The sequence below is a fragment of the Stenotrophomonas sp. YJH_SMC_10 genome (assembly GCF_059371555.1).
Map to the genome: position 1 here is coordinate 48,945 of NZ_JCAFUS010000017.1, position 21,639 is coordinate 70,583.

A 21,639-nucleotide genomic window follows, 5' to 3' on the forward strand; every position below is an offset into this window, starting at 1 on the left:
GTATCGATTGGTGCAGAGGCAAGACCGCTACTGGCATCCAGGATGACGCGCAGCGTGTGCCACTAGGCTGATATCACCCTGATGGCTGTCCGACCTCCCCCCGTCCTGAGTAGTGGTCGGGTTTAAAGTCCGGTGCTGATGCTATCCCTCTTGCCAGCCAAATGCGCGGAGTACTGTGCGGGCGTCAGCCCGCCAAGTGCTCGATTTGGCCTTCCTTCGTTGTAGTCACGCCGTCAGCTTTCGATGCTGGTCCTGGCATGGAGCAACGTCGAGAACCAATGCTCGTTCAGACATTCATCGCGTAGCCGCCCGTTGAAGGACTCAACGTAAGCGTTTTGGTTCGGCTTGCCCGGCTCGATCAGGCGCAGGGCAATTCATTTCATGTGAACCCACGCCACCATCGCTTTGCCGCAAAAACTTCTCCGGTTGTCCGTCCTGATCACTTGCGGCAAACCGCGTTGAATGGCCAATCTGTCCAGCGCCTTGGCAACACCCTGCCCGGAAATGGCCCGTTCCACCTCAATGGCCACGGCCTCACGGGCGGCGTCGTCAACGATAGTCAGGCACTTGATTACTCGACCTACCGCGGTGCTGTCGAACACGAAATCCATCGACCACACCTGATTGGCGGCGGTCGGGCGCAGCAAGGGCTGACGCTCACCGACAGGCATCTCTTTGCGCTTCCTGCGACGCACCTGCAGGCCCACTTCCTAATACAGGCACCACACGCTTGTAGTTTACGACAAGCCCGTTCTGTCGCAACTTCAGATGGATCATGCCTACGCCGTAACGTCGATGCCGGTGTGCAAGCACAGCGATCTGCTCACGCAATTCAATGTTGTGGTCCGGTCTGGGCTCGTAACGCAGCGCGCTGGCGCTCATGCGTGCAACCACCAACGCGCGCCGCTCGCTCAGCCCCTTCTCGACCATGCTCCGCACCAGCAACCTGCGCGCCAGTGCGGTCACCACTTTTTTCGCAATGCATCCTTGATGACGTCGTTCTCGAACACCTGCTCGGCCAGCAACTTCTTCAGGCGCGTGTTCTCGGCCTCCAGGTCCTTGAGCCGATTGACGTCGGGCAGGCTCATGCCACCGAACTTGCTGCGCCACAGGTAGTACGAGGCCTCACTGAAGCCATGCTGGCGGCATAGGTCCTTGATCGGCATGCCCGCCTCGGCCTCGCGCAGGAAGCCGATGATCTATTCTTCGGAAAAGCGCTTCTTCACGTCCAATCTCCCTGTCGTTGAGAATTGGACCCCAAACCGTCGCGCTACTCAATCTCGGGGGGACGTCGGTGGCGCGGGGAAAATTCTGAGCGCGCAGGCACGGCGCAACGCCGTGGTGGCCGTGCGGGCAAATACCCAACTCTCCGAGCGCCGGACCTGCCGCCTGCTGGGCCTGTCGCGCAGCGTGCAGCGTGCTGCACTACCAGTCCCAGCGGAAGGATGACGAGCTGCAGCAGCGCCTGGTCGAACTGGCCGACAAGCGTCGGCGGTTCGGCTACCGGCAGCTGCACATCCTGGTCGAGCGCCAGGGCTTCGTGGCCAACCACAAACGGGTCCATCGGCTGTATGGCGAAGCTGTCTTGGCCGTGCGCAAACGGCGCAAGCGCGAGCGCGTCGCGGTCGGACGCTGCCCGTTGCAGGTCCCTTCCGGTCCGAACCACACCTGGTCGATGGACTTCGTGTTCGACGCCCTGGCCAACGGCAGGCCGATCAAGTGCCTGACTGTGGTCGACGACTGCACCAAGGAGGCCGTGGAGATCGCGGTCGCCCGCCGCATCAACGGGCAGCGCATGGCCGACATCCTGGAAACGGTGTGCCGCTTCCGCGGTTATCCGGCCATGATCCGGAACGATCAGGGGCCGGAGTTCACCGGACGAGCCCTCGACCAGTGGGCCGTCGCCAACGGCGTGAAGCTGCTGCTGATCCAGCCAGGCAGACCCACCCAGAACGCCTGCATCGAGAGCTTCAACGGCAAGTTCCGCGACGAATGCCTCAACGAAAACTGGTTCACCTCACTGGAGCATGCCAAGGCGACGATCTCTGCTTGGCGACGCGATTACGACGAAGCACGCCCGCACAGCTCGCTAGGCAAGAGCGCCCCCGCCGAGTTCGTCGCCTTGCTCCGCGAGCATGGAACCCTTGCAACCACGAACCCGGGCGATAAGCTCGCAGCCACGGACTCTACGAAGTAGACCCCGGCCCTAACGCAGGGGCAGATCAAACTCTTCAGCACACTTCGCTAGGTAGTAGTCGACCCTATCGCTTTGTCTCTGCGTCAGATATTAATTCACATTCACCCATTCTACGCCGTGCGTCGCGGGAACTAGGGAGGAGACCGAACCAGAGCTTCCGTCGGCAATGGAGAACCGAAAATTGCGGTATCCCTGCCACCACGTTGGAAACTGAAAGCACTACAATTTCACTGTGCCTTTTAAGTGACAAATAAGGGAATCTGGCAGTGTCGTAGGGCGACACATCCAAGTTAACTAAGATCGCCGTCCCAGCTGGAGAAACTGCAACCAGCATTGGCCGGTGTCGAGTCGAAAAATTGACGCTTTCTTCCGACGAGATATCGACACATCCACGACTATCTATTCCCTCTGCAGTCTAGCTAGGCCCCCTCGCCAGATGATAGTCTCCTCCCCATGGCATTGAGCCATCAAAGGCAAGTAGCTAGTAGAGCGATCACAAGGGGCGACACGGATGCCAACTGCGATACCCAAAGAAATAGATTTCGTCGATAGCATACGTTTGAGCCATAAGACAGGCGAAGCAGCTGTCACAAGGCTTCAGACGGACGAACGAGTGCTTGCACGAGTAACAGATGGAATTTACCGGCTACCATCTGCAGCACTGCGTGAGTTGATATCCAACGCGTATGATGCGGATGCCACTTCTGTCTTCATTGACACGGACGCCCCTAGATTTTCCACAATCCGCATAAGCGACAATGGAAATGGAATGGATGAGGTGGCGTTGTCGCGACTCATTCATCACATCGGGGGAAGCTCTAAGCGTACGGCAGAAGGCCAATCTGTTGGCACAACTGACGAGAAAGATTCGAACTTGTCGCCAAAGGGGCGAAGACTTATTGGGAAAATTGGCATCGGGCTTTTCTCAGTAAGCCAGCTCACGTCTCAGTTTCAAATAATAACCAAGAAGAAGGGCTCACCGTTCCGATTGGTTGCTGACATCCAGCTGAGAAAGTACAGCGAAGAAAGCCAAGAACAAGCGAACGTCCTGTTTGAAAGCGGCACCGTCCGAGTCACCCAAATAGACGCGGACGACTCAGAAGCACATGGAACTGAGATCATACTTCTGGATGTTTCCACGCGAGTAAGAGATATTCTAAGAAGCAAGGATCGTTGGGAAGAGATTCTTTCGGAGGAGAATGCCCAGGCGTCACCCCAGACCAAACTCTCAGCCCCAAATTTTCATTCCGGCTTCATGCGCATCGGGTCAACTACCGATGCTGAGTACGAAGTCGAACCATCGCTACCCTGGCTCCAGTCTGACTCGCCCACGGAGAAATTTGAAAAGCTATTTAACCGCGTTGTGGACTTGGCCAATACTACAAAGGAGCGCCCAGACTTAGAGACCGTCCTGGATGGTTATCTCGGCACTCTCTGGGCCTTGAGCGTATCTGCGCCACTTCCATACGTGGAGAAGCACCCATTCGATATTACATCTGAGGATGAAGTTGACGTCTTCAAGATCGTCAACAATCGAAGGGGAAAGTCAGATCGTGTCGAGCTGAAAAGTGGGCAGACCGTGCGCGATGCCCTGAACCTGAAGGAGGGATCCAGCGATCCAGCAGGTGCGTTCAACGTTTACATCGATGAAGTTGAACTCAAGCGACCCATTACGTTTAGGAAGTTTGCACGAGGAAACAGAGAACAACGTCCCATGCTTTTTGTTGGCTCCTACAGGCCTGATCTTTCAAAAATACCGGCGGCCTTCAAGGGCGGGGACCTTGAGTTCGAAGCGTACCTCTTCTGGAATCAGAAGATAGTCCCTAAAGAAAATAACGGAATTATAGTTAGAGTTAACGGAGCCAGCGGCGCACTATTTGACGATACATTCATGAAGTATCAAGTATCAGAGCAGACCAGGCTTCGGCAGATCACTTCAGAGGTGTTTGTTGAGCAGGGCATGGATGCGGCCCTTAATATTGATCGGGAGTCGTTTAATTTTGGTCATCCGCATTATCAGATTCTAACCCAGTGGACCCACCGCGCTCTTCGGCAATTGGCCAATACTCACAAGGGTATTGGCGATGAAATTCGCGAGAGAATCCGAACGGAACAGAGGGCGGCGACAGCGTCCAAGCTAGAAAGGCTGGCAGAAGACAAGTGGCTGAAGCTCCGCGGCTCAAGCGACTCATTCCCCCCAGAGGCAACAGTTGCATCCACTGCTGATGCTTCACGCTTAAGGAGCGAAGGACTACTAGCCGTAGTTCTAGAGGAAATCCCTTCACTTGAAAAGGGCGGACGAAAAGAGCTCGATTCGAGAATGGCTCGCGCTCGGGCTTTGGCAGTAGTGTTAGATGCATACGGAATTCTTGAAACAATGGACTATTCGCGCCAATCCTCACTCATTGATTCCATCATGGAAATCTTCTATGAGGAGGCCAAGTGATGAATGGACTCCAATCTCTGGACGATCTCAATGACGAGGATGCGGCACTCTTCCATCGTGAGCCGGCACCAATTGATTCCAACGTAAAGAAGGATTTTTCGCAGTGGCATCTGCCGAGAAAGCAGTACATCCGAATTCACCAATGGTGCCGTGAAGTTGCCCAGCTTGCGAGAGAGATTACCATCGGAAACGGAAAGACGTTCAACTACCTCACTCTTCCTGGGGATGATCTCCTTGATATCCGCGCATTGGTAGGCGTAATGCAGCGCGCGCGAGGCAAGCTCCGCTACCTCGGTTTCAATTCGGTTGCGCGAGGAAGTCAAAGCCAGAGAGAGATGAATATTTCTCGAGCTGAGGTTCGATCAAGCGGCCTAGTAGATGATTTTTCGCATATCGAGGAGGATCGACTTGAAACTCTATCAAACCCTAATAGCCCGAGCAGACGACGATTGAATGAGATCGGTCATTGCCATGCAATAAACCTTGACTTCTGCAGATCGCTAAGTCACGGCGACATTGAAGGCGGGGCTCTTGGTGCGATGCGCTCAATACTCGCTCACCAACTTCAGTCCAATCAGCCGTGGCTACTATTCATAACAACTAAGGTCGAGCCGCAGTTGGTCGCGGAACAAGTCAAACTTGGATTTGACAACGCAATTCGAGCCAACATAGATGCAAGCGATGAATTCAGAAGCTTGCTGGCAGAATCACTAGCGACATCATCTGATGACCTTTCCGAGAAATTGGAAGAAGCATGGGCTGCTGATGGCAGTGATCTACTGCGTGTTTTTACCCTCGGCTTTTCAAAGTGGCTTCTGCGCATGCTAGTCGGCGAGCCTCCCCAACGATCACTGAAGCTGTTAAGCGCCTATTACTATCGTAGCGGGACAGTTCCAAATATGGTTTCACTGGCCTTCCGATGCGACTCTAATCAGCAACCTGTGAATGACAGGGACGGAATCTTTTCAGAAGCGGACCAAGCCCCTCCTCTTTGCGAGGTGGAGCTTGGCTTGGGGGTCCTGGAGGCCGCCAGGCAGATCATCGATCTTGATCAGCAACTTCATGACGACCCAGAGCTCAACACAACAATGATGGAAAAGTCCGCTCGATTGTTGGCCCAAGCCCGATATGCCGAGAATGATTATCGAGACTGGGCCGAACAGAATAAAATCAGTCCGCAACCCCTTCAAGCGATAGCTTGATAGCCCTACCCAGCGCCTCCGCCATAGGCGGGGGCACTGCGTTTGAAACCTGCTTCACTTGTGCAGAAAGGTTTCCCTTGATCACAAAGGTGTCGGGAAATCCCTGAAGCCGCATGGCCTCATAGATCGACAGCCTGCGATTTCCGGAAGGATGAACGTGAATCTCTCTATTTCCATATGCAACAGTGGGGCTTGGGAAATCCCAGCGAAGCCTTTTGAAGCTTCGTCGGTCGGCAGATAGCTGATCTGGATTCTTAAATTTCTCAGAGACTGGAGTCATCGTCCAATGATTGGGGTGAACCTCTGAGCATTCTGCAGAAGCCCCTCTCTTGAAGAAAACCGGCTCTATCGAAATATCGCCAATGCCATCCCGAACCGTGCGCTTCCCTAGGACGGAGATTGGTTTGAATTCCGATCTAGTTCTTCCCTCGGCAACCCCGGAGACAATGATGCGACGACGGTTCTGTGGAACGCCGAAATCCAGAGCACAGTATTCTTGCTCGTTCACATCAAAGCCAAGATGCCTGAGCGCCGAAAGCAGCCTTCTGTATCTTCGCACGTGCGGGGAATCCCTAATTCCAAGCACATTTTCGAATATAAAGAAGTCGACTTCGTATTCCGATTGAAGTTCCTTTATTATTCTTACGTACAAAGAGGGCAATCTATTTCTAGGATCGGCCTTCTTTGTCCTAGTATTGGCTCTCGAGAACCCCTGACAAGGCGGCCCCCCAATCACCCCAATATGCCGTCCAGCCGGAACTGTTTCTTTGAGCAGGGCAAGCACGCCCTTCGATCCCAACTTTACAAGATCCGCCGCGACCGCTGTGGCATTGGGAAAATTGGCGCAGTGGGTAGCAATCGCAGCAGGCTCACTATCGATCGCTAGCTTCACATCGAAACCGGCATTCTGAAATCCGAGATCGAGTCCGCCCGCGCCCGAAAAGAGACTCAACACAACCGGCATACTTTTCTGCGCGCTGTCGCTAGCCCGCTTGGAGGAATCGATGTTGTTCCGAGCTTTTGTCATGCTTGAATATCTACTTGAAGGGCGAATAGTTCTGGGGATAGCTGCAAAAAACGGGCGACACATGGCCGCCCGTTCTTTCACCTAATGTCCAGCGTTCAATCAAACCCCAACAGGATTAGCCTTCTCAGGATCAATCTTGTACTGCTTGATCGCCCGGGCCACATCCTTCGCGGTCATCTTCCCTTCCTTCGCCAGCGCCGCAATCGCGGCATGCGCGATGTAGTACCGGTCAACCTCGAAGAACCGGCGCAGGTTCGCACGGGTATCCGAACGACCAAACCCATCCGTACCCAGCACGGTGTACGACATCGGCACGAACGCACGGATCTGGTCCGCATACGCACGCACATAGTCGGTGGCGGCAATCGCCGGGCCCTGGCGCCCTTCCAGCAGCTCGGTCACGTAGGCCTTGCGCTGCTCACCTTCCGGATGCAGGCGGTTGGCACGTTCCACGTCGAAACCATCGCGACGCAGTTCGTTGAAGCTCGGGCAGCTCCAGATGTCGGCGGTCACGCCGAAGTCCTTGTCCAGCAGCTCGGCCGCGGCAATGGCTTCGCGCAGGATGGTGCCCGAACCCAGCAGCTGCACGCGCAGCTCGCCCTTCTTCGGCTTGCCGGCGTCGGTCAGCAGGTACATGCCCTTGACGATGCCTTCGGCCGCGCCTTCCGGCATTTCCGGGTGGGTGTAGTTCTCGTTCATCAGGGTGACGTAGTAATACTCGTCCACCTGGTCTTCCATCATGCGCTTGGTGCCGTGCTGCAGGATCACCGTCACTTCGAAGCCGAAGGTCGGGTCGTAGCTGCGCACGTTCGGGATGCCACCGGCCACCAGATGGCTGAAGCCATCTTCGTGCTGCAGGCCTTCACCGTTCAGCGTGGTGCGGCCGGCGGTGCCACCCAGCAGGAAGCCGCGGGTACGCATGTCGGCGGCCTGCCAGGCGATGTCGCCCACGCGCTGGAAGCCGAACATGCTGTAGTAGATGTAGAACGGCAGCATCGGCACGTTGCTGACCGAGTAGCTGGTACCGGCCGCCATCCACGAGCTGATCGCGCCCGGCTCGCTGATGCCCTGCTGCAGCACCTGGCCGCTCTGGTCTTCGCGGTAGAACATCAGCTGGTCGGCGTCGACCGGCTTGTACTTCTGGCCGAACGGCGCGTAGATGCCGATCTGGCGGAACAGGCCTTCCATGCCGAAGGTACGGGCTTCGTCGGCCACGATCGGCACGATGTGCGGGCCCAGTTCCTTGTCACGCAGGGTGATGTTCAGGCTCTGCACGAAGGCCATGGTGGTGGAGTAGCTGCGCTCGCCGCTGCTCTTCAGCAGGCGCTCGTAGGCTTCCAGCTTCGGTGCCACGAAGGTCTTGTCAGCCTTGCGGCGGCGCTGCGGCAGGTAACCACCCAGCGCGGCACGGCGTTCCTGCAGGTACTGCACTTCCGGCGAATCCGGGCCCGGGTGGTAGAACGGCACCTGGCCGTCGGCCAGCTGCGCGTCGGTCACCGGAATGTTGAAGCGGTCGCGGAAGTGGCGCACCGCTTCGTCGTCCAGCTTCTTGGTCTGGTGGGTCGGGTTCAGTGCCTCACCGGCGCTGCCCATGCCGTAACCCTTCACGGTCTTGGCCAGGATGACGGTCGGCATGCCCTTGGTGTTCACGGCCTGGTGGTAGGCGGCGTACACCTTGTGCGGGTCGTGGCCACCACGGTTCAGGCGCCAGATGTCGTCGTCGGAAAGGCCGGCGACCATCGCGGCGGTTTCCGGGTACTTGCCGAAGAAATGCTCGCGGGTGTACGCGCCGCCGAAGGCCTTGCAGTTCTGGTACTCGCCGTCGACGGTTTCCATCATCAGCTTCTTCAGGACGCCGTTGGTGTCCTTGGCCAGCAGGGCATCCCAGTAACCGCCCCACAGCAGCTTGATCACGTTCCAGCCGCCGCCACGGAACACGCCTTCCAGTTCCTGGATGATCTTGCCGTTGCCGCGCACCGGGCCGTCCAGGCGCTGCAGGTTGCAGTTCACCACGAAGATCAGGTTGTCCAGGCCTTCACGGCCGGCCAGGGCGATGGCACCCAGGGTTTCCGGCTCGTCGCTCTCGCCGTCGCCGATGAAGCACCACACCTTGCGGTCGGACTTCTCGATCAGGCCACGGTTTTCCAGGTAGCGCATGAACTGCGCCTGGTAGATGGCGGCCAGCGGGCCCAGGCCCATCGACACGGTCGGGGTCTGCCAGTAGTCCGGCATCAGCCACGGGTGCGGGTACGAGGACAGGCCACCGCCGTCCACTTCCATGCGGAACTTGTCCAGCTGCTCTTCGCTGATGCGGCCTTCCAGGAAGGAACGCGCGTAGATGCCCGGGGCGCTGTGGCCCTGGATGAACAGCAGGTCGCCCGGGTGGTTTTCGCTCGGGGCGCGCCAGAAGTGGTTGAAGCCCACGTCGTACAGGGTGGCGCCGGAGGCGAACGAGGCGATGTGGCCGCCCAGGTCACCCGGCTTGCGGTTGGCGCGCACCACGGTGGCCATCGCGTTCCAGCGGATGATCGAACGGATGCGCCATTCCAGCTCGGCGTTGCCCGGGCTCTTGGCCTCGAACTGCGGTTCGATGGTGTTGACGTATTCGGTGGTGGGAGAGAACGGCAGGTAGGCGCCCGAACGACGGGTCAGTTCCACCATGCCTTCCAGCAGCTGATGCGCGCGCTCGGAGCCCTCGACATCAATAACGGCCTTCAACGACTCGATCCACTCCTGGGTTTCCACAGGATTCGGGTCGTTGTTCAGCACCTCGTTCAACCAGTTCATTAGCGCTCCCATTACCGCACGCACGCGCGCGACTGTTGTATAGATTTCTAGACCGCAAAGTGTAGCGCACCAAGGGCTTTCGTCACTTGGCTACGCTGGCGTATGGACGCATGCGGCCAGTGTCCGCAAGGCCTGTCCCGGCCTGTCCGGCGGCAGGACAGGCCCTTGCTTCCGGGTACTGCGGCACCTTGGAGCCGGTGCCCGGCTGTCGCGCTGGGCCCGGAGCCACCATGTGCAGGACGCAGTGTTACTGCGGCCGATGACGGTTGTGCGGCGCCCGCGCACCCTGCGGTATCGACCGCGGGCGCGGGCGCTTGACCGGCGACAACGTGTCGCCCCCATGGATTGCCGCGGGCGACCGCCGCGTCGCCTGGAGCGGTGCGCGGGCGGGCCGTGGCCCAAAACAGACGCGCTTGTGGCCGGATCGATGATTGCCGGGCTCACGCTATCGATATATCGTTTGCACACTCGTTTACCGATATATCGAAATGAGCCGTACGTCTTCTCCCAGAGCCCGTTCCACCGATCCGGATGTGCCGCGCCGCAACGGCCAGCCACGGGTGCTCAGCCGGGGCGACCTGCGCCTGCTGGTGCTGGCCCTGATCGGCGAGCAGCCACGCCATGGCTACGAGCTGATGCAGCTGATCAGCAACCAGTTCATGCAGGCCTATACGCCCAGCGCCGGCACCATGTACCCGCTGCTGGCCAGCTTCGAGCAGGCCGGCTGGATCGAGGCCGAGGAAGTGGACGGCCGGCGGATCTTCCGCATCACCGCCGCCGGCGAGTTCGAGCTGAAGGTGCAGCGAACCCAGGTACGCCTGGCGCAGCGACGTGCCTTTGATCGTGCCCGCGAGATCACCAAGGCGTCGCTGCCGCCGCCGCTGGCCACTGCCCTGCGCGAGTTCAAGCGGGCGCTGGTGCATCACCACGGCCGTTGGGCCGAGGGCGAGGCGGACGAGGTGGCGGCGCTGCTGAGCCGGGCGTCCGCCCTGCTGAACGGTACCGCCGGTAGCGAGGCATCCCCCCTTTCAACGACCCAGCCAGACTGAATCCAGCCAGGTCTCCCCCATGCCGCGCGCCCCGCGCGACTCCTTTACAGGTATCCCCATGACCGAACACAACAACACGCGCCTGCGCCTGGATGTGCGCTTCCGTGAACTGACCGTGCTGCGCACCGAAGAAGTCACCCCGCACATGCGCCGCGTGGTGCTGGGCGGCGACGACCTGGCCGGCTTCGATTCGCCCGGCGCCGACGACCACATCAAGCTGTTCTTCCCCAATGCCAGCGGCGAGATGGTGCTGCCGGTGCTGACCGCCGAAGGCCGCAGTTACCCGGACGGCAAGTCGCCCTCGCCGTCGCGCGACTACACCCCGCGCTGGTGGGACCACGAGACCGGCGAGCTGGCCATCGACTTCGTGCTGCACGACCAGGGCGTCGCCGGGCCGTGGGCCGAGCGCGCGCAGCCGGGCGACACGCTGGTGATCGGCGGCCCGCGCGGCTCGTTCGTGGTGGCCGACACCTACGACGCCTACGTGCTGATCGGCGACGAGACCGCACTGCCGGCCATCGCCCGCTGGCTGGACGTGCTGCCGGACGGTGCCGAAGTGCAGGCCTTCATCGAAGTGCGCGACGAGGCCGAGCGCCAGGACCTGCCGCAGTACGAGAACGTGCGCATCCACTGGCTGGAGCGCAACGGCTTCCCGGCGGCCAGCAGCACGCTGCTGGAAGACATGCTGACCGACTTCGAGGCCCCGGACGGTGATGTCTTCTACTGGATCGCCACCGAATCGCGCCGCGCACGGATGATGCGCAAGTTCATCGAAGGCCACCTGGGCGTGCCGCGCGACTGGATCCGCTCGACCGGCTACTGGAAGGCCCACCCGGACGAAGCCGACGGCGATTGACCAAAGGACGGTAGGTGCGGACCGTTGGTCCGCACGCCCTCCGAAGGGTAGTGCCGGCCGCTGGCCGGCAACCTCATGAACCCTCGGCAAGAACCTGCAGTTGCCGGCCAGCGGCCGGCACTACCATCTGCCGCGTCCACCCGAACCGCTGCGCGGCCCAGATCTCCAGCGCCACCAGCAGTGCGACGACCAGCAGCGGCAACAGCAGCCCGAAGTACACGCCGGGCATCATGCCGTTGATCTGCGCCTTCACCAGCCGCAGCACGCCACGGGTGTGCAGCAGCTCATCCACATGCATGGTCAGCGCCTCGCGCACCACCTTGGGTTCCAGGCCGAGGGTGCCGGCCTTGTACACCAGCGTGTCTTCCACCATGCCGCGCAGCAGGCCTTCGCGCACCTTGCCGATCACCCAGCCGGTACCGCGCGCCAACGGGCCGTTGCCAAGACGGTCCAGGCCGGGCAACGGATGTTCGCTGAGGTAGGCCGAGGCGATGGTGTCGGCCACATCGCCCACCGTGCCCTGGCTGCGCAATGCCTCGCGCATGCGCGGGTCGTCCAGCGAGTCGGTGAAGCCTTCGCTCCAGCCTTCCACCAGGGTCTGCAGGTGCGGCTGGAAATGATCAAGCTGCTTGAACAGCGCGCGGTGCGCACCGGCGGTGAAGCCCAGCTGCAGGCCGAAGAAGGCCGTGGCCAGCGGCAGCAGCACCACGTAGCTGGCCAGCAGCCAGTGATGCCAGCGCTTGCGCCGCTGCAACCAACCCCGGCGGTGCAGCCAGCGCCAGCCGAGGATGCCCAGCACCAGGCCAAGCAGCGTACCGAGCACGCTGCCGCCCAGCAGATCGAGCACGCTCAGGCCCGACCAGAACTCGTTCAACCAGTACTGCGCGTCCTGCATGGGTCTTCCTTCCATGGGTGATACAGCGGGGCATTGTAGAGCCGAGCCCATGCTCGGCTGCGCCGCCGTCGGTGGGTGCGGACCGCCATCGACTGGTGGGTGCGGACCGTTGGTCCGCACACTCCCATGCAATTGCCGGCCAGCGGCCGGCACTACCGAGCTGGCAGTGCGACAATCGCGCTCCTTTCCTGCAGCAACGAGGCCCCCATGGCCAAACTGACCCTGGCCAGCGTGGATGCGCTGCGTACCCGCTTTGCCGATGACGCCGCCTGCGATGCGGCGCTGGCCGCGTTCGCCGACAGCGCTGCACTGCGCGCGCCGCTGCGCGAGCTGGTGGCGGCGCAGCACCGCTACCTGCAGGCCGAATTCGAAGTGGCCCAGGTGGCCGACGTGCTGCGCCGTGACCAGAAGTACGCGCCGGTAGGCCGGCCGTCGGTGCACATCGTGCAACTGCGCAAGCAACAGGCGGCCACCAAGCAGGCGGCGCTGATCGCGCGCCAGGTGGTGGCGCAGGCCGCGCAGACGTTCGCACGGGCCAGCGGGCTGGCGGTGAAGGCCAAGCAGAGCCCGAGCGAAGCGTGCGTGGCATGGTTGGGCACATTGCGCTGAGCAGTCCTGCTTCGGAGGTGGCCGCCCCCACCGACAGGGTAGTGCCGGCCGCTGGCCGGTAACCTCTCATCATCGGGCAGCTCGCAAGCAGCCGGCCAACGGCCGGCTCTACCCGCACCCCAAAAAAGAAGGCCCGCTTTTCAGCGGGCCTTCTGCCTTCTCACGACGAGTGAGCGGGGTGCATCAAGCGGCCGGCTTTTCGCCGGTGGCTTCGGTGGTGATGCGGATCTTCACTTCATCGCTGACGTTCGGGGCGTAGGCGCCGACGCCGAAATCGCTGCGCTTCAGGGTGGTGGTGGCATCGAAGCCGGCGGCCGGAACCTTGGCCATCGGGTGCTCGCCGCCGCCGTTGACGGTGACGTCCAGGGTGACCGGCTTGGTGATGCCCTTGATGGTCAGGTCGCCGGTGACGGTCAGCTTGTTGGTGCCGGCCGCTTCCACCTTGGTGCTCTTGAAGGTGGCATCGGCGAACTTGGCGGCGTCGAAGAAGTCGGCGCTCTTCAGGTGCTCGTCGAACTTGGCGGTGAAGCTGTTCAGGCCGCTCAGCGGCAGCTTCACTTCCACGGTGGACTTGGTCACGTCTTCGGCGTTGTACACCAGGGTGCCTTCGACGTTGCCGAAGTGCGCGCTCGGGTTGGAGAAGCCGAAGTGGCTCCACTGCGCCAGCACGTCGGTGTGGCTCGGGTCCAGCTTGTAGGTGCCCGAGGCGATCTTGATCGCTTCGGCGGCCGGCGCGGCAGCAGCGGCATCAGCCGCCGGGGTGGCGGCCTGCTCGGTGGTGGCCGGGGCGGCGGCATCGGCCGCCGGGGCAGCGGTGTCGGCCGGCTTGGAGCAGGCGGCGATGGCCAGGGTCAGGGCCAGCGGCAGCAGCAGTTTACGGGTGGCGCTCATCTGAGGAACTCTCCGGATCGTAGGGTGGGTACACGGTGCAGCAAGAGCCCGCCGCACGACGGCGGGCCCGAAACCGATACAGCGTCTTACGCGATGCGCGCCGCTTCGTCGAACGACAGGCGCGGCAGGCGCGGGAACAGGCCCGCCGGGTCACCGTAACCCAGGTTGACCAGGAAATTCGACTTGATGGAGGTGCCGGCGAAGAACGCTTCGTCGACCTTGGCCGGGTCGAAGCCGGACATCGGGCCGGCATCCAGGCCCAGCGCGCGCGCGGCCAGGATCAGATAGGCGCCCTGCAGGCTGCCGTTGCGGATGGCCGCTTCGTGGCGGCCTTGCTGCGGGCCGTCGAACCAGGCCTTGGCATCGGTGTGCGGGAACAGGTACGGCAGCTTCTCGTGGAAGTCCAGGTCGAAACCGATGATGACGGTGACCGGCGCGGCCATGGTCTTGGCCAGGTTGCCTTCGGACAGCGCCGGGGCCAGCTTGTCCTTGGCCTCCTTCGAGGTGACGAAGACGAAGCGGGCCGGCGTGGTGTTGGCCGCGGTGGGGCCCCACTTCACCAGGTCGTACAGTTCCTTCAGCAGGCTCTCGGGGACCGGCTTGTCGAGGAAGGCGTTCTGGGTGCGGGCCGTGCGGAACAGCTGGTCGAGGGCGGCGGCGTCGAGCGCGTGGGACATCGGTGGATCTCCAGGGCGGCGAAGGGAAGTCAGTGCCCGCGGGCGGCGCGGGGCGAAACGACGAGCCGCAGTGTAGAGTGTCGCGACTGTTGCAACACCCAGCAGGGCTGAAACGAATTAATGCCAATGGTGAAACGATCGAGCGCGCCGTGGACGGTCACTGACGGCCGCGCGGGCAATGTCCGCCAGGCGGTCGCGCTGGCCTCGGCACTGCGCCAGGGCACCCACCGACCGCTGCTCCTGCAACCGCGCGCGCCCTGGCGCTGGCTGTCGCCGCGGCGCCTGCCCGGCGATGTCAACGGCTACGGCGAGGCCTTTGCGTCACTGGCCAACGAGGCGCCGGCGCTGGCCATCGGCTGCGGGCGCCAGGCCGCTGGCGCGCTGCGCGTGCTGCGTGCACGCGGCAGCCAGGTGGTGCAGATCCTCGACCCGCGCATCAGCGCCCGCCATTGGGACGTGGTGGTGGTGCCCGAACACGATGCCCTGCGCAGCAGCAACGTGCTGACCCTGCTCGGCAGCCTCAACCCGGTGGACGATGACTGGCTGGCCTGGGGCCGCGCCGCGTTCGCCGGCTTCAGTACCCTGCCCGGCCCGCGCACTGCGCTGCTGGTCGGCGGGCCGACGCCGCTGGCGCCGTGGGACGAGACCGCGATGGTCGGCGTGTTCCAGGCGCTGGCCGAGCAGATCCGCAGCGAAGGCGGCAGCCTGCTGGCAACGACCTCGCGTCGTACGCCGCCGGCCCTGGCCGAGGTCCTGCGCGCGAAATTCGCCGACCTGCCGCACGTGATCTGGGGCGATGGCGGCGACGGCACCAATCCCTATGGCGGCCTGCTCGGCTGGGCCAACCGCGTGGTGGTCTCGCCCGATTCGGTGAACCTGCTCTCGGAGGCGTGCGCCACGCGCATGCCGGTGATGGTGGCGCTGGCCAGTACCGCGCAGGGCCGCCTGGCGCGCTTCCAGCAGCAGTTGCGCGCGCGTGGGCGATTGCAGCCGCATTGGCTGGACTGGCAGTACGACCGCATCGAACCGCTGCGCGAAACCGCGCGGGTGGCGGCAGAAGTGAAGCAGCGCCTGGCATTGGGGTAGTGCCGGCCGCTGGCCGGCAACGCTGTACCTGGCATCACGGTAGTGCCGGCCGCTGGCCGGCAACGCCGTACCTGGCATCACGGTAGTGCCGGCCGCTGGCCGGCAACGCCGTACCTGGCATCACGGTAGTGCCGGCCGCTGGCCGGCAACGCCGCACGCATGGCCAAACCCTGCCGTTGCCGGCCAGCGCCCGGCACGACCCGATCGCGCGGCGCAAGGGCGTGGATCGCCCGTTGCGCTGAGCAGCGTATGATCGGCTCGCGGGCCTGCCCGCCGTTGAAGGTATCGACATGGATCGTTTTTCCCGCCTGCCCAGCGCCGCGCTGCTGATCGCCAGCCTGCTGCTGGCCGCACCAGCCTGGGCCAACAGCACCGCCTGCCGCGAGCGCTCCCCCAGCGTGGCCTCGCAGGCGGCGATGCTGGACGTAGCCTGGACCACCGCCGAACGGCTGGACGCGCTGCCCGACGTGGACGTCGTGGTCGCCGCGCGCGGTGGCCAGGACCTGAGCCGCTACGGCCTGCGCCACAGCCACCTGGCCTTCCTGCTGCGCGAGGACGACGGCCGCTGGCGTGCGATGCACCTGCTCAACCGCTGCAAGACCGACAGCTCGCAGCTGTACCACGAGGGCCTGGGCAACTTTGTCGGCGAGAGTGGCGGCCATACCGACCTGCGCATTGGCGTACCGTCGGCGCCGTTGCGTGCGGCCCTGCGCGCGATGCTGGTGTCGCCCTCGATCCAGCCCAAGGCGCTGCACGAAACGAAGTACAACGTGGTTGCCTACCCGTTCGCCACCGACTACCAGAACTCCAACCAGTGGGTGCTGGAAGTGCTGGCGGCGGCGATGGCGCAGGCCGAAGGCACGCCGGCCATCGTCAAGCGCGAACAGGCGCAGCACTGGCTGCGCCAGCAGAAATACCAGCCCAGCGTGCTGCACATCGGCCTCGGCAAGCGCGTGGGTGCGCGCCTGTTCGTGGCCAACGCCACCACCACCGACCATCCGGCCGGCGAACGCATCTCTGGCAACTATTCGGTGGTGACGGTGGAATCGGTGTTCGACTTCCTGCACCAGCGCAGCCAGCTGCAGCAGGAACTGGTGATCCCCCATGTGCCGGTGGCCGGTGCCACCGCCGCCGCCCCCTGATTTCCCCGAGGAGAACGACATGCGTCCGCTGCTTGCCTCTGTACTGTCGACGGTGATCGTCACCGGCCTGGCCTGGTCCACGGCCGCCCACGCCGAACGCCGCATCGTGATCATCCATGACCCGGGCCCGCAGGGACCGAGCCTGGAAATGTCCACGCAGATGGTGGCCTCGGCCCGCGCCGCCGCCGCGAAGGAAGCCCAGGATGCGGCCGACGCCGGCCGGCCGCTGGCCCGCCCGCAGCAGATCAAGCTGCCGCAGATGGAGGTGAGCGCCATCGCCACCACCGTCGACGGCCGCCGCGAAGTGCTGCTGCGTGATGCCAACGACCCGCAGAACACGGCATCGATGCAGTACCCGCGCGGCATCGGCGATCCTGCTGTGCAGTTCACCGTGGGCCAGACCGTGAACTTCGAGCCGACCGGCAGCGACCAGGGCTGGCAGCTGAAGGACAACCAGGGCCGCCCGCTGGAATACCTGCCCGAGGCCACCGGCCCGCGCGACATCTTTGACAACCGGCGCTGAGCCGCCGCCCCACGCTGACCAGGAGGTCTCCATGCTCCGTTGCCTGCGCGTTCCCACCACTGCATTGCTGCTCTCGGCGTTGCTGGTCCCCACCGTCCATGCCGGCGCCGCGCCGCAGTTGAACAGCAGCGAGGCCAGCGTGATCGTGACCTCGTTCGTGGTGCTGTCGCTGCCGCTGGCGGCGTCGATGGGCCTGTCCGAACTGTCCAAGGCACCGTTCAAGGCCAGCGAGCGCAACGCCAGGGCGACCCGCACCAAGGCGGTGCCGCTGCCGCCGATGGAAGTGAAGAAGGTGGAGACCACGCCCACGGGCGAGCGCCAGGTGCAGTTGCAGGTACCGGACAAGGCCGACCACACCGCCACCCTGCGCTGGCCGGTGCAGCCGCAGGGCGAGAACCCGGCGGCGGCCTTCGTGGTCGGGCAACGGGTGCATTTCGACCCCACCGAGGCCGGTGCCGGCTGGAACGTGAAGAGCGCGCAGGGCCAGACCCTGGCCTATGTGCCGACGGCCTATGCCGCCGGTGATGTGATGAGTGAAGCGCTGTAAAGCTGAACGACCGGTTTTGGCTTTGCCGCAGGCCGGGCGGATAATGGGCAATCCCCTTTGTCCCCCTGGCTCGCCATGTCCGTGCGTCCTGCCCCTCTGTTTGCCCCGCTGACCCCGCGCGCCCTGGTGCTGGCGGTACTGGCCATGGGTGCGGTGGTGCTGCTGTCCAACGTACTGGTGCAGTACCCGATCAACGACTGGCTGACCTGGGGCGCCTTCAGCTATCCGGTCGCGTTCCTGGTCAGCAACCTGATCAACCGTCGCTTCGGCCCGGGCCCGGCGCGCCGGGTGGCGTGGATCGGCTTCGCGGTGGCGGTGCTGCTGTCGATCTGGGTGGCCACCCCGCGCATCGCCATTGCCTCGTGCTCGGCCTTCATCGTGGCCCAGCTGCTGGACATCACCGTGTTCGACCGCCTGCGCCGCGGCAGCTGGTGGCGCGCACCGATGGTGGCCACCACCTGCAGCGCGACAGTGGACACCACCATTTTCTGGTCGATCGCGTTTGCCGGTTCCACCTTGCCGTGGGTGAGCTGGGCCGCTGGCGACCTGGCAGTGAAGCTGGCGATCGGCGTCTGCCTGCTGGCCCCGTTCCGCGCGTTGTTGTGGAAAATGGCGCCGCTGCGCGCGGCTGGCTGACCGCCATTGCCCTGGCAGGTGCCAACCTTGGTTGGCGCTTTGCATTCATGCCAACCAAGGTTGGCATCTACCAACTGTAGTCCTCCGCCATCCGGCACTCAGGCGAACGGCAGCTCTGCCGCTCTGCACGCCGCCGTAATCGCTGCACACGCCTCTTCAATCGCCGGCGTGGTCGGGGCCAGTCGCGGGCGGCGGTCCAGCGTGCAGGCCAGGCCCACGTCCAACAGCGTGGCGTGCGCACCATGCAGTGCCTGCGCGGTGGCATCGGGCAGGAAACCGGCGACCGCCAGCGCATCGATCAACGACGGCGTGTCGCGCGGCTGCAGCAGCGCCGGCACCTGCGCGCTGCGCGCGAGTACCCCGGTCTGCAGCAGGAATTCCAGGTCCACCACGCCACCGGCACCCTGCTTCAGGTCCAGCCGCGCGGCGTCGCTGCGGTCCAGTTCGGTGCGCATGCGGCCGCGCATCTTCAGCACGTCGGCATACAGCGTGGCCATGTCGCGCTCGCGCCCCAGCGTCTGTGCACGCACCTGTTCGAAGTCGGCCAGCAGGCTGGCATCGCCGGCCACGCCCCGCGCACGCACCAGCGCCTGGTGTTCCCAGGTCCACGCACGCTCGCGCTGGTACTCGGTGTAGCTGGCCAACGAAGACACCAGCGACCCCTTGCCGCCGTCGGGGCGCAGGCGCACATCGATGTCGTACAGGCGGCCGGCGGCGGTGACCGCACCGAGCAGCGCCATCACCTTCTGCGCGAGCCGCGCATACCAGCGCCCCGGCTCCAGCGGACGCGCACCGTCGCTGGCATCCACGCCGGCCGGGTGGTCATGCAGGAACACCAGGTCCAGGTCGGAACCGAAGCCCAGTTCGAGGCCACCGAGGCTGCCGTAGCCGATGATCGCGAAGCGGCCACCGGGAATCGCGCCGTGCGCGGCGCGCATGTCCGCCTCGGCCATCGCCAGCACGGTGACCACCACCGCCTGTGCCAGTTCGGCCAGTTGCCGCGTGCTGTCCACCGCGCCCTGGCGACCGTCCAGCGTGGCCATCGCCATGCGGAAACTGAGCGCCAGCCGCGTCTCGTTGAGCCAGCGCAGTGCCGATTCGGGATCTTCGACCGCCAGCACCTGCTGGCATTCGGCCAGCATGCCGGCGGCATCGGGCATCGGACCGGACACGCGCACATCCAGCAGTTCGTCCAGCAGCAGCGGATACGCAGCCAGGCGCTCGGCCAGCAGCGCGCTGCGCGCCAGCACGTCGACCAGACGCGCCAGCGCGCTGGGCTGTTCGTCCAGCAGCGCCAGATAGCTGGTCCGGCGCAGCACGGCCTGCAGCAGGCCAAGCACGCGCTTGAGCGCGGCGTCGGGTTGCGGCGAACGCGTGGCCGCATGCAGCAGCGCCGGCAGTACGCGATCCAGCCGTGCACGCGCGGCGTCGGACAAGGACTTCACGCCGGTGCCCTGGGCGAAATCGCGCAGCGACTGGTCGGCACCATTGGCGTCGAGGAAACCCGCCTCGGCCAGCAGCGGTGCGTTGCTGCCTTCGGGCAGGCTGCGCCAGTAGTTGGCCAGCGCGTCGGGCGCGGCCTGGCCCTTGCGCGGCGCCAGCAGCGCGGCGAATTCGGTACTGACCCGCTGCTGCTGCACAGCCAATGCCGCGCGCAGCACGTCCCAGTCCGGGTAGCCGAGGCCGACGGCGATGCGCGCGCGGTCCAGCGCGTCGCTGGGCAGCACGTGGGTCTGTGCGTCGCGCAGCATCTGCAGGCGGTTCTCCAGGCGGCGCAGGAACAGGTAGGCCTCGCGCAGCGCGCTGCCATCCTCGGGCGCGATCTGCCCGCCGGCCACCAGCGCGTCCAGCGCCACCAGCAGGCGGCGCTCGCGCAGCGCCGGCTCACGGCCACCGCGGATCAGCTGCAGCGCCTGGCACAGGAACTCGATTTCGCGGATGCCACCGGCGCCGCGCTTGATGTCTTCGTGCAGCTCGCGGCGCGCGACTTCGGCGGTGATTGCCGCCTTCATCTCACGCAGGCCGTCGAGCGCGGTGAAATCCAGGTAGCGGCGGTACACGAACGGGCGCAGGGTCTGCAGCCACGCCTCACCCGCCTGGATATCGCCGGCGACCGCGCGTGCCTTCAGCCACGCATAGCGTTCCCAGTCGCGGCCTTCGCGCTGGAAGTACTGGTCCATCGCCGCGAACGACAGCGCCACGCGACCGGCGCTGCCGAACGGGCGCAGGCGCAGGTCGACGCGGTGGCTGAAGCCATCGACGGTGGTTTCGTCCAGCAGCTTGGCCAGGCGCTGGCCGAGGCGGGCGAAATACTCTTCGGCGGCCAGCGCGCGCGGACCGTCGGATTCGCCGCCGTGCGGATAGGCGTAGACCAGATCGATGTCGGAACTGAAGTTGAGCTCGCCGCCGCCCAGCTTGCCGAGGCCGAACACCACCAGCTGCTGCGCGGCACCGTCGCCATCGCGGACCACGCCGTGGCGCTGTGCGAATTCCTGCTGCAGGGCATCCAGCGCCAGCCGCAGGCAATGCTCGGCCTGGGTGGTGGCGCCGGCCAGGGTCTGCGCCACGTCGTCCAGCCCGGCCAGGTCACGCCAGATCAGTCGCGTGGACATGGCGGTGCGCCAGCGCCGCAGCTGTGCGGGCCAGTCGCTGGGTTGCAGTGGGTCGAGTATCGGGGCCGGGATCGGCGGGCAGCCGGGCGCGGCCAGCTGCGCCAGCAGCGCCGGTTGCCGCACCAGGGTGTCCAGTGCGAAGTCGCTGGCTACCGCCAGCCGGGTCAGCAACGGCAGCCATTCCGTGGGGATGGGCCCGGGCAGGACCTGCGCCAGGCGCGCCAGGGCGCGGTCGACAAGGGGCTGCAGGGCGGCGGGCAGGTCTGCGGGAGCAAGAGTCATGGGCGGATTGTATCGACCCGGTCGGGACGCGACTGACCCGGTAGTGCCGGCCGCTGGCCGGCAGATCCGATGACCTGGTAGTGCCGGCCGCTGGCCGGCAGATCCGATGACCTGGTAGTGCCGGCCGCTGGCCGGCAGATCCGATGACCTGGTAGTGCCGGCCGCTGGCCGGCAG

At 64.1% G+C, this 21,639-nt stretch carries 16 protein-coding genes and 2 pseudogenes; 11 read left to right on the plus strand and 7 right to left on the minus strand.

The window, feature by feature from the left end:
- Positions 1–122: 122 nt before the first annotated feature.
- Positions 123–1,199, minus strand: a pseudogene (locus tag AC5P9C_RS18140) (IS3 family transposase).
- A 103-nt stretch (positions 1,200–1,302) separates the two neighbouring features.
- Here AC5P9C_RS18140 and AC5P9C_RS18145 point away from each other — a divergent pair.
- The 3 genes and pseudogenes from AC5P9C_RS18145 to AC5P9C_RS18155 all read left to right on the plus strand — a co-directional run.
- Positions 1,303–2,197, plus strand: a pseudogene (locus AC5P9C_RS18145) (IS3 family transposase); the annotation flags it as partial.
- 559 nt (positions 2,198–2,756) lie between these two features.
- Complete coding sequence (locus AC5P9C_RS18150; RefSeq protein ID WP_262088295.1) at positions 2,757–4,643, plus strand: ATP-binding protein; 1,887 nt, start codon at positions 2,757–2,759, stop codon at positions 4,641–4,643.
- Positions 4,643–5,845, plus strand: a complete 1,203-nt coding sequence (locus tag AC5P9C_RS18155; protein WP_262088296.1) for a PP_RS20740 family protein — start codon at positions 4,643–4,645, stop codon at positions 5,843–5,845. Before AC5P9C_RS18150 ends, AC5P9C_RS18155 begins: the two co-directional genes overlap by 1 nt.
- On the opposite strand, the gene AC5P9C_RS18160 is transcribed toward AC5P9C_RS18155, so the two are convergent.
- Positions 5,814–6,872 carry a DNA cytosine methyltransferase gene (locus AC5P9C_RS18160; RefSeq protein WP_414615216.1) on the minus strand — a complete coding sequence of 353 codons (1,059 nt, stop codon included), beginning with the start codon at positions 6,870–6,872 and terminating at the stop codon, positions 5,814–5,816. The genes AC5P9C_RS18155 and AC5P9C_RS18160 overlap by 32 nt on opposite strands.
- Before the next feature lie 99 nt (positions 6,873–6,971).
- The gene (gene aceE / locus AC5P9C_RS18165; protein ID WP_012478970.1) at positions 6,972–9,659 is read right to left on the minus strand and encodes a pyruvate dehydrogenase (acetyl-transferring), homodimeric type; all 2,688 of its coding nucleotides are present in this window, start codon (positions 9,657–9,659) and stop codon (positions 6,972–6,974) included.
- Positions 9,660–10,147: 488 nt separating this feature from the next.
- Here aceE and AC5P9C_RS18170 point away from each other — a divergent pair, with 488 nt between their 5' ends.
- Together AC5P9C_RS18170 and AC5P9C_RS18175 are read left to right on the plus strand one after the other, a co-directional pair.
- The gene (locus AC5P9C_RS18170; RefSeq protein ID WP_049468662.1) at positions 10,148–10,708 is read left to right on the plus strand and encodes a PadR family transcriptional regulator; all 561 of its coding nucleotides are present in this window, start codon (positions 10,148–10,150) and stop codon (positions 10,706–10,708) included.
- Positions 10,709–10,766: 58 nt separating this feature from the next.
- A complete protein-coding gene (locus AC5P9C_RS18175) occupies positions 10,767–11,564 on the plus strand; it encodes a siderophore-interacting protein (RefSeq protein WP_206632666.1) in 798 nt (265 codons plus the stop codon).
- A 73-nt stretch (positions 11,565–11,637) separates the two neighbouring features.
- Here the strand turns inward: AC5P9C_RS18175 and AC5P9C_RS18180 are convergent, their stop codons facing one another.
- Complete coding sequence (locus tag AC5P9C_RS18180) at positions 11,638–12,459, minus strand: hypothetical protein (protein ID WP_343541992.1); 822 nt, start codon at positions 12,457–12,459, stop codon at positions 11,638–11,640.
- A gap of 207 nt (positions 12,460–12,666) precedes the next feature.
- Between AC5P9C_RS18180 and AC5P9C_RS18185 the strand changes: the two genes are divergently transcribed.
- Positions 12,667–13,068 carry a hypothetical protein gene (locus tag AC5P9C_RS18185; RefSeq protein WP_343541990.1) on the plus strand — a complete coding sequence of 134 codons (402 nt, stop codon included), beginning with the start codon at positions 12,667–12,669 and terminating at the stop codon, positions 13,066–13,068.
- A 183-nt stretch (positions 13,069–13,251) separates the two neighbouring features.
- Here AC5P9C_RS18185 and AC5P9C_RS18190 read toward each other — a convergent pair whose 3' ends face one another.
- Both AC5P9C_RS18190 and AC5P9C_RS18195 read right to left on the minus strand, forming a co-directional pair.
- Positions 13,252–13,959 (minus strand): YceI family protein, encoded by a 708-nt coding sequence (locus AC5P9C_RS18190; protein ID WP_005415047.1) that lies wholly within the window; start codon positions 13,957–13,959, stop codon positions 13,252–13,254.
- 86 nt (positions 13,960–14,045) lie between these two features.
- A complete protein-coding gene (locus AC5P9C_RS18195; RefSeq protein WP_064237526.1) occupies positions 14,046–14,636 on the minus strand; it encodes a malonic semialdehyde reductase in 591 nt (196 codons plus the stop codon).
- A 126-nt stretch (positions 14,637–14,762) separates the two neighbouring features.
- On the opposite strand from AC5P9C_RS18195, the gene AC5P9C_RS18200 reads away from it, so the two are divergent.
- From AC5P9C_RS18200 to AC5P9C_RS18220, 5 genes are all read left to right on the plus strand, one after another.
- Complete coding sequence (locus tag AC5P9C_RS18200; RefSeq protein ID WP_343541986.1) at positions 14,763–15,722, plus strand: mitochondrial fission ELM1 family protein; 960 nt, start codon at positions 14,763–14,765, stop codon at positions 15,720–15,722.
- Between the two features lie 290 nt (positions 15,723–16,012).
- On the plus strand, positions 16,013–16,864 hold the full coding sequence (locus tag AC5P9C_RS18205) for a DUF2145 domain-containing protein (protein WP_343541985.1): 852 nt from the start codon (positions 16,013–16,015) through the stop codon (positions 16,862–16,864).
- Between the two features lie 19 nt (positions 16,865–16,883).
- Positions 16,884–17,387, plus strand: a complete 504-nt coding sequence (locus AC5P9C_RS18210; RefSeq protein WP_343541984.1) for a hypothetical protein — start codon at positions 16,884–16,886, stop codon at positions 17,385–17,387.
- A 31-nt stretch (positions 17,388–17,418) separates the two neighbouring features.
- On the plus strand, positions 17,419–17,934 hold the full coding sequence (locus AC5P9C_RS18215) for a hypothetical protein (protein WP_053462000.1): 516 nt from the start codon (positions 17,419–17,421) through the stop codon (positions 17,932–17,934).
- A 75-nt stretch (positions 17,935–18,009) separates the two neighbouring features.
- Positions 18,010–18,570 carry a queuosine precursor transporter gene (locus tag AC5P9C_RS18220; RefSeq protein ID WP_057494557.1) on the plus strand — a complete coding sequence of 187 codons (561 nt, stop codon included), beginning with the start codon at positions 18,010–18,012 and terminating at the stop codon, positions 18,568–18,570.
- A 98-nt stretch (positions 18,571–18,668) separates the two neighbouring features.
- Here AC5P9C_RS18220 and glnE read toward each other — a convergent pair whose 3' ends face one another.
- Entirely contained in the window at positions 18,669–21,464 is a 2,796-nt protein-coding gene (glnE, locus tag AC5P9C_RS18225; protein ID WP_343541982.1) for a bifunctional [glutamate--ammonia ligase]-adenylyl-L-tyrosine phosphorylase/[glutamate--ammonia-ligase] adenylyltransferase, read from the minus strand.
- Positions 21,465–21,639 lie beyond the last annotated feature (175 nt).

What these genes read in the sequence shown, in the direction of transcription:
- AC5P9C_RS18155 (WP_262088296.1), top strand. Translation starts at nt 4,643, where the DNA reads ATGAATGGACTCCAATCTCTGGACGATCTCAATGACGAGGATGCGGCA.
- AC5P9C_RS18160 (WP_414615216.1), bottom strand. Translation starts at nt 6,872, where the DNA reads ATGACAAAAGCTCGGAACAACATCGATTCCTCCAAGCGGGCTAGCGAC.
- aceE (WP_012478970.1), bottom strand. Translation starts at nt 9,659, where the DNA reads ATGAACTGGTTGAACGAGGTGCTGAACAACGACCCGAATCCTGTGGAA.
- AC5P9C_RS18170 (WP_049468662.1), top strand. Translation starts at nt 10,148, where the DNA reads ATGAGCCGTACGTCTTCTCCCAGAGCCCGTTCCACCGATCCGGATGTG.
- AC5P9C_RS18175 (WP_206632666.1), top strand. Translation starts at nt 10,767, where the DNA reads ATGACCGAACACAACAACACGCGCCTGCGCCTGGATGTGCGCTTCCGT.
- AC5P9C_RS18180 (WP_343541992.1), bottom strand. Translation starts at nt 12,459, where the DNA reads ATGCAGGACGCGCAGTACTGGTTGAACGAGTTCTGGTCGGGCCTGAGC.
- AC5P9C_RS18185 (WP_343541990.1), top strand. Translation starts at nt 12,667, where the DNA reads ATGGCCAAACTGACCCTGGCCAGCGTGGATGCGCTGCGTACCCGCTTT.
- AC5P9C_RS18190 (WP_005415047.1), bottom strand. Translation starts at nt 13,959, where the DNA reads ATGAGCGCCACCCGTAAACTGCTGCTGCCGCTGGCCCTGACCCTGGCC.
- AC5P9C_RS18195 (WP_064237526.1), bottom strand. Translation starts at nt 14,636, where the DNA reads ATGTCCCACGCGCTCGACGCCGCCGCCCTCGACCAGCTGTTCCGCACG.
- AC5P9C_RS18200 (WP_343541986.1), top strand. Translation starts at nt 14,763, where the DNA reads ATGGTGAAACGATCGAGCGCGCCGTGGACGGTCACTGACGGCCGCGCG.
- AC5P9C_RS18205 (WP_343541985.1), top strand. Translation starts at nt 16,013, where the DNA reads ATGGATCGTTTTTCCCGCCTGCCCAGCGCCGCGCTGCTGATCGCCAGC.
- AC5P9C_RS18210 (WP_343541984.1), top strand. Translation starts at nt 16,884, where the DNA reads ATGCGTCCGCTGCTTGCCTCTGTACTGTCGACGGTGATCGTCACCGGC.
- AC5P9C_RS18215 (WP_053462000.1), top strand. Translation starts at nt 17,419, where the DNA reads ATGCTCCGTTGCCTGCGCGTTCCCACCACTGCATTGCTGCTCTCGGCG.
- AC5P9C_RS18220 (WP_057494557.1), top strand. Translation starts at nt 18,010, where the DNA reads ATGTCCGTGCGTCCTGCCCCTCTGTTTGCCCCGCTGACCCCGCGCGCC.
- glnE (WP_343541982.1), bottom strand. Translation starts at nt 21,464, where the DNA reads ATGACTCTTGCTCCCGCAGACCTGCCCGCCGCCCTGCAGCCCCTTGTC.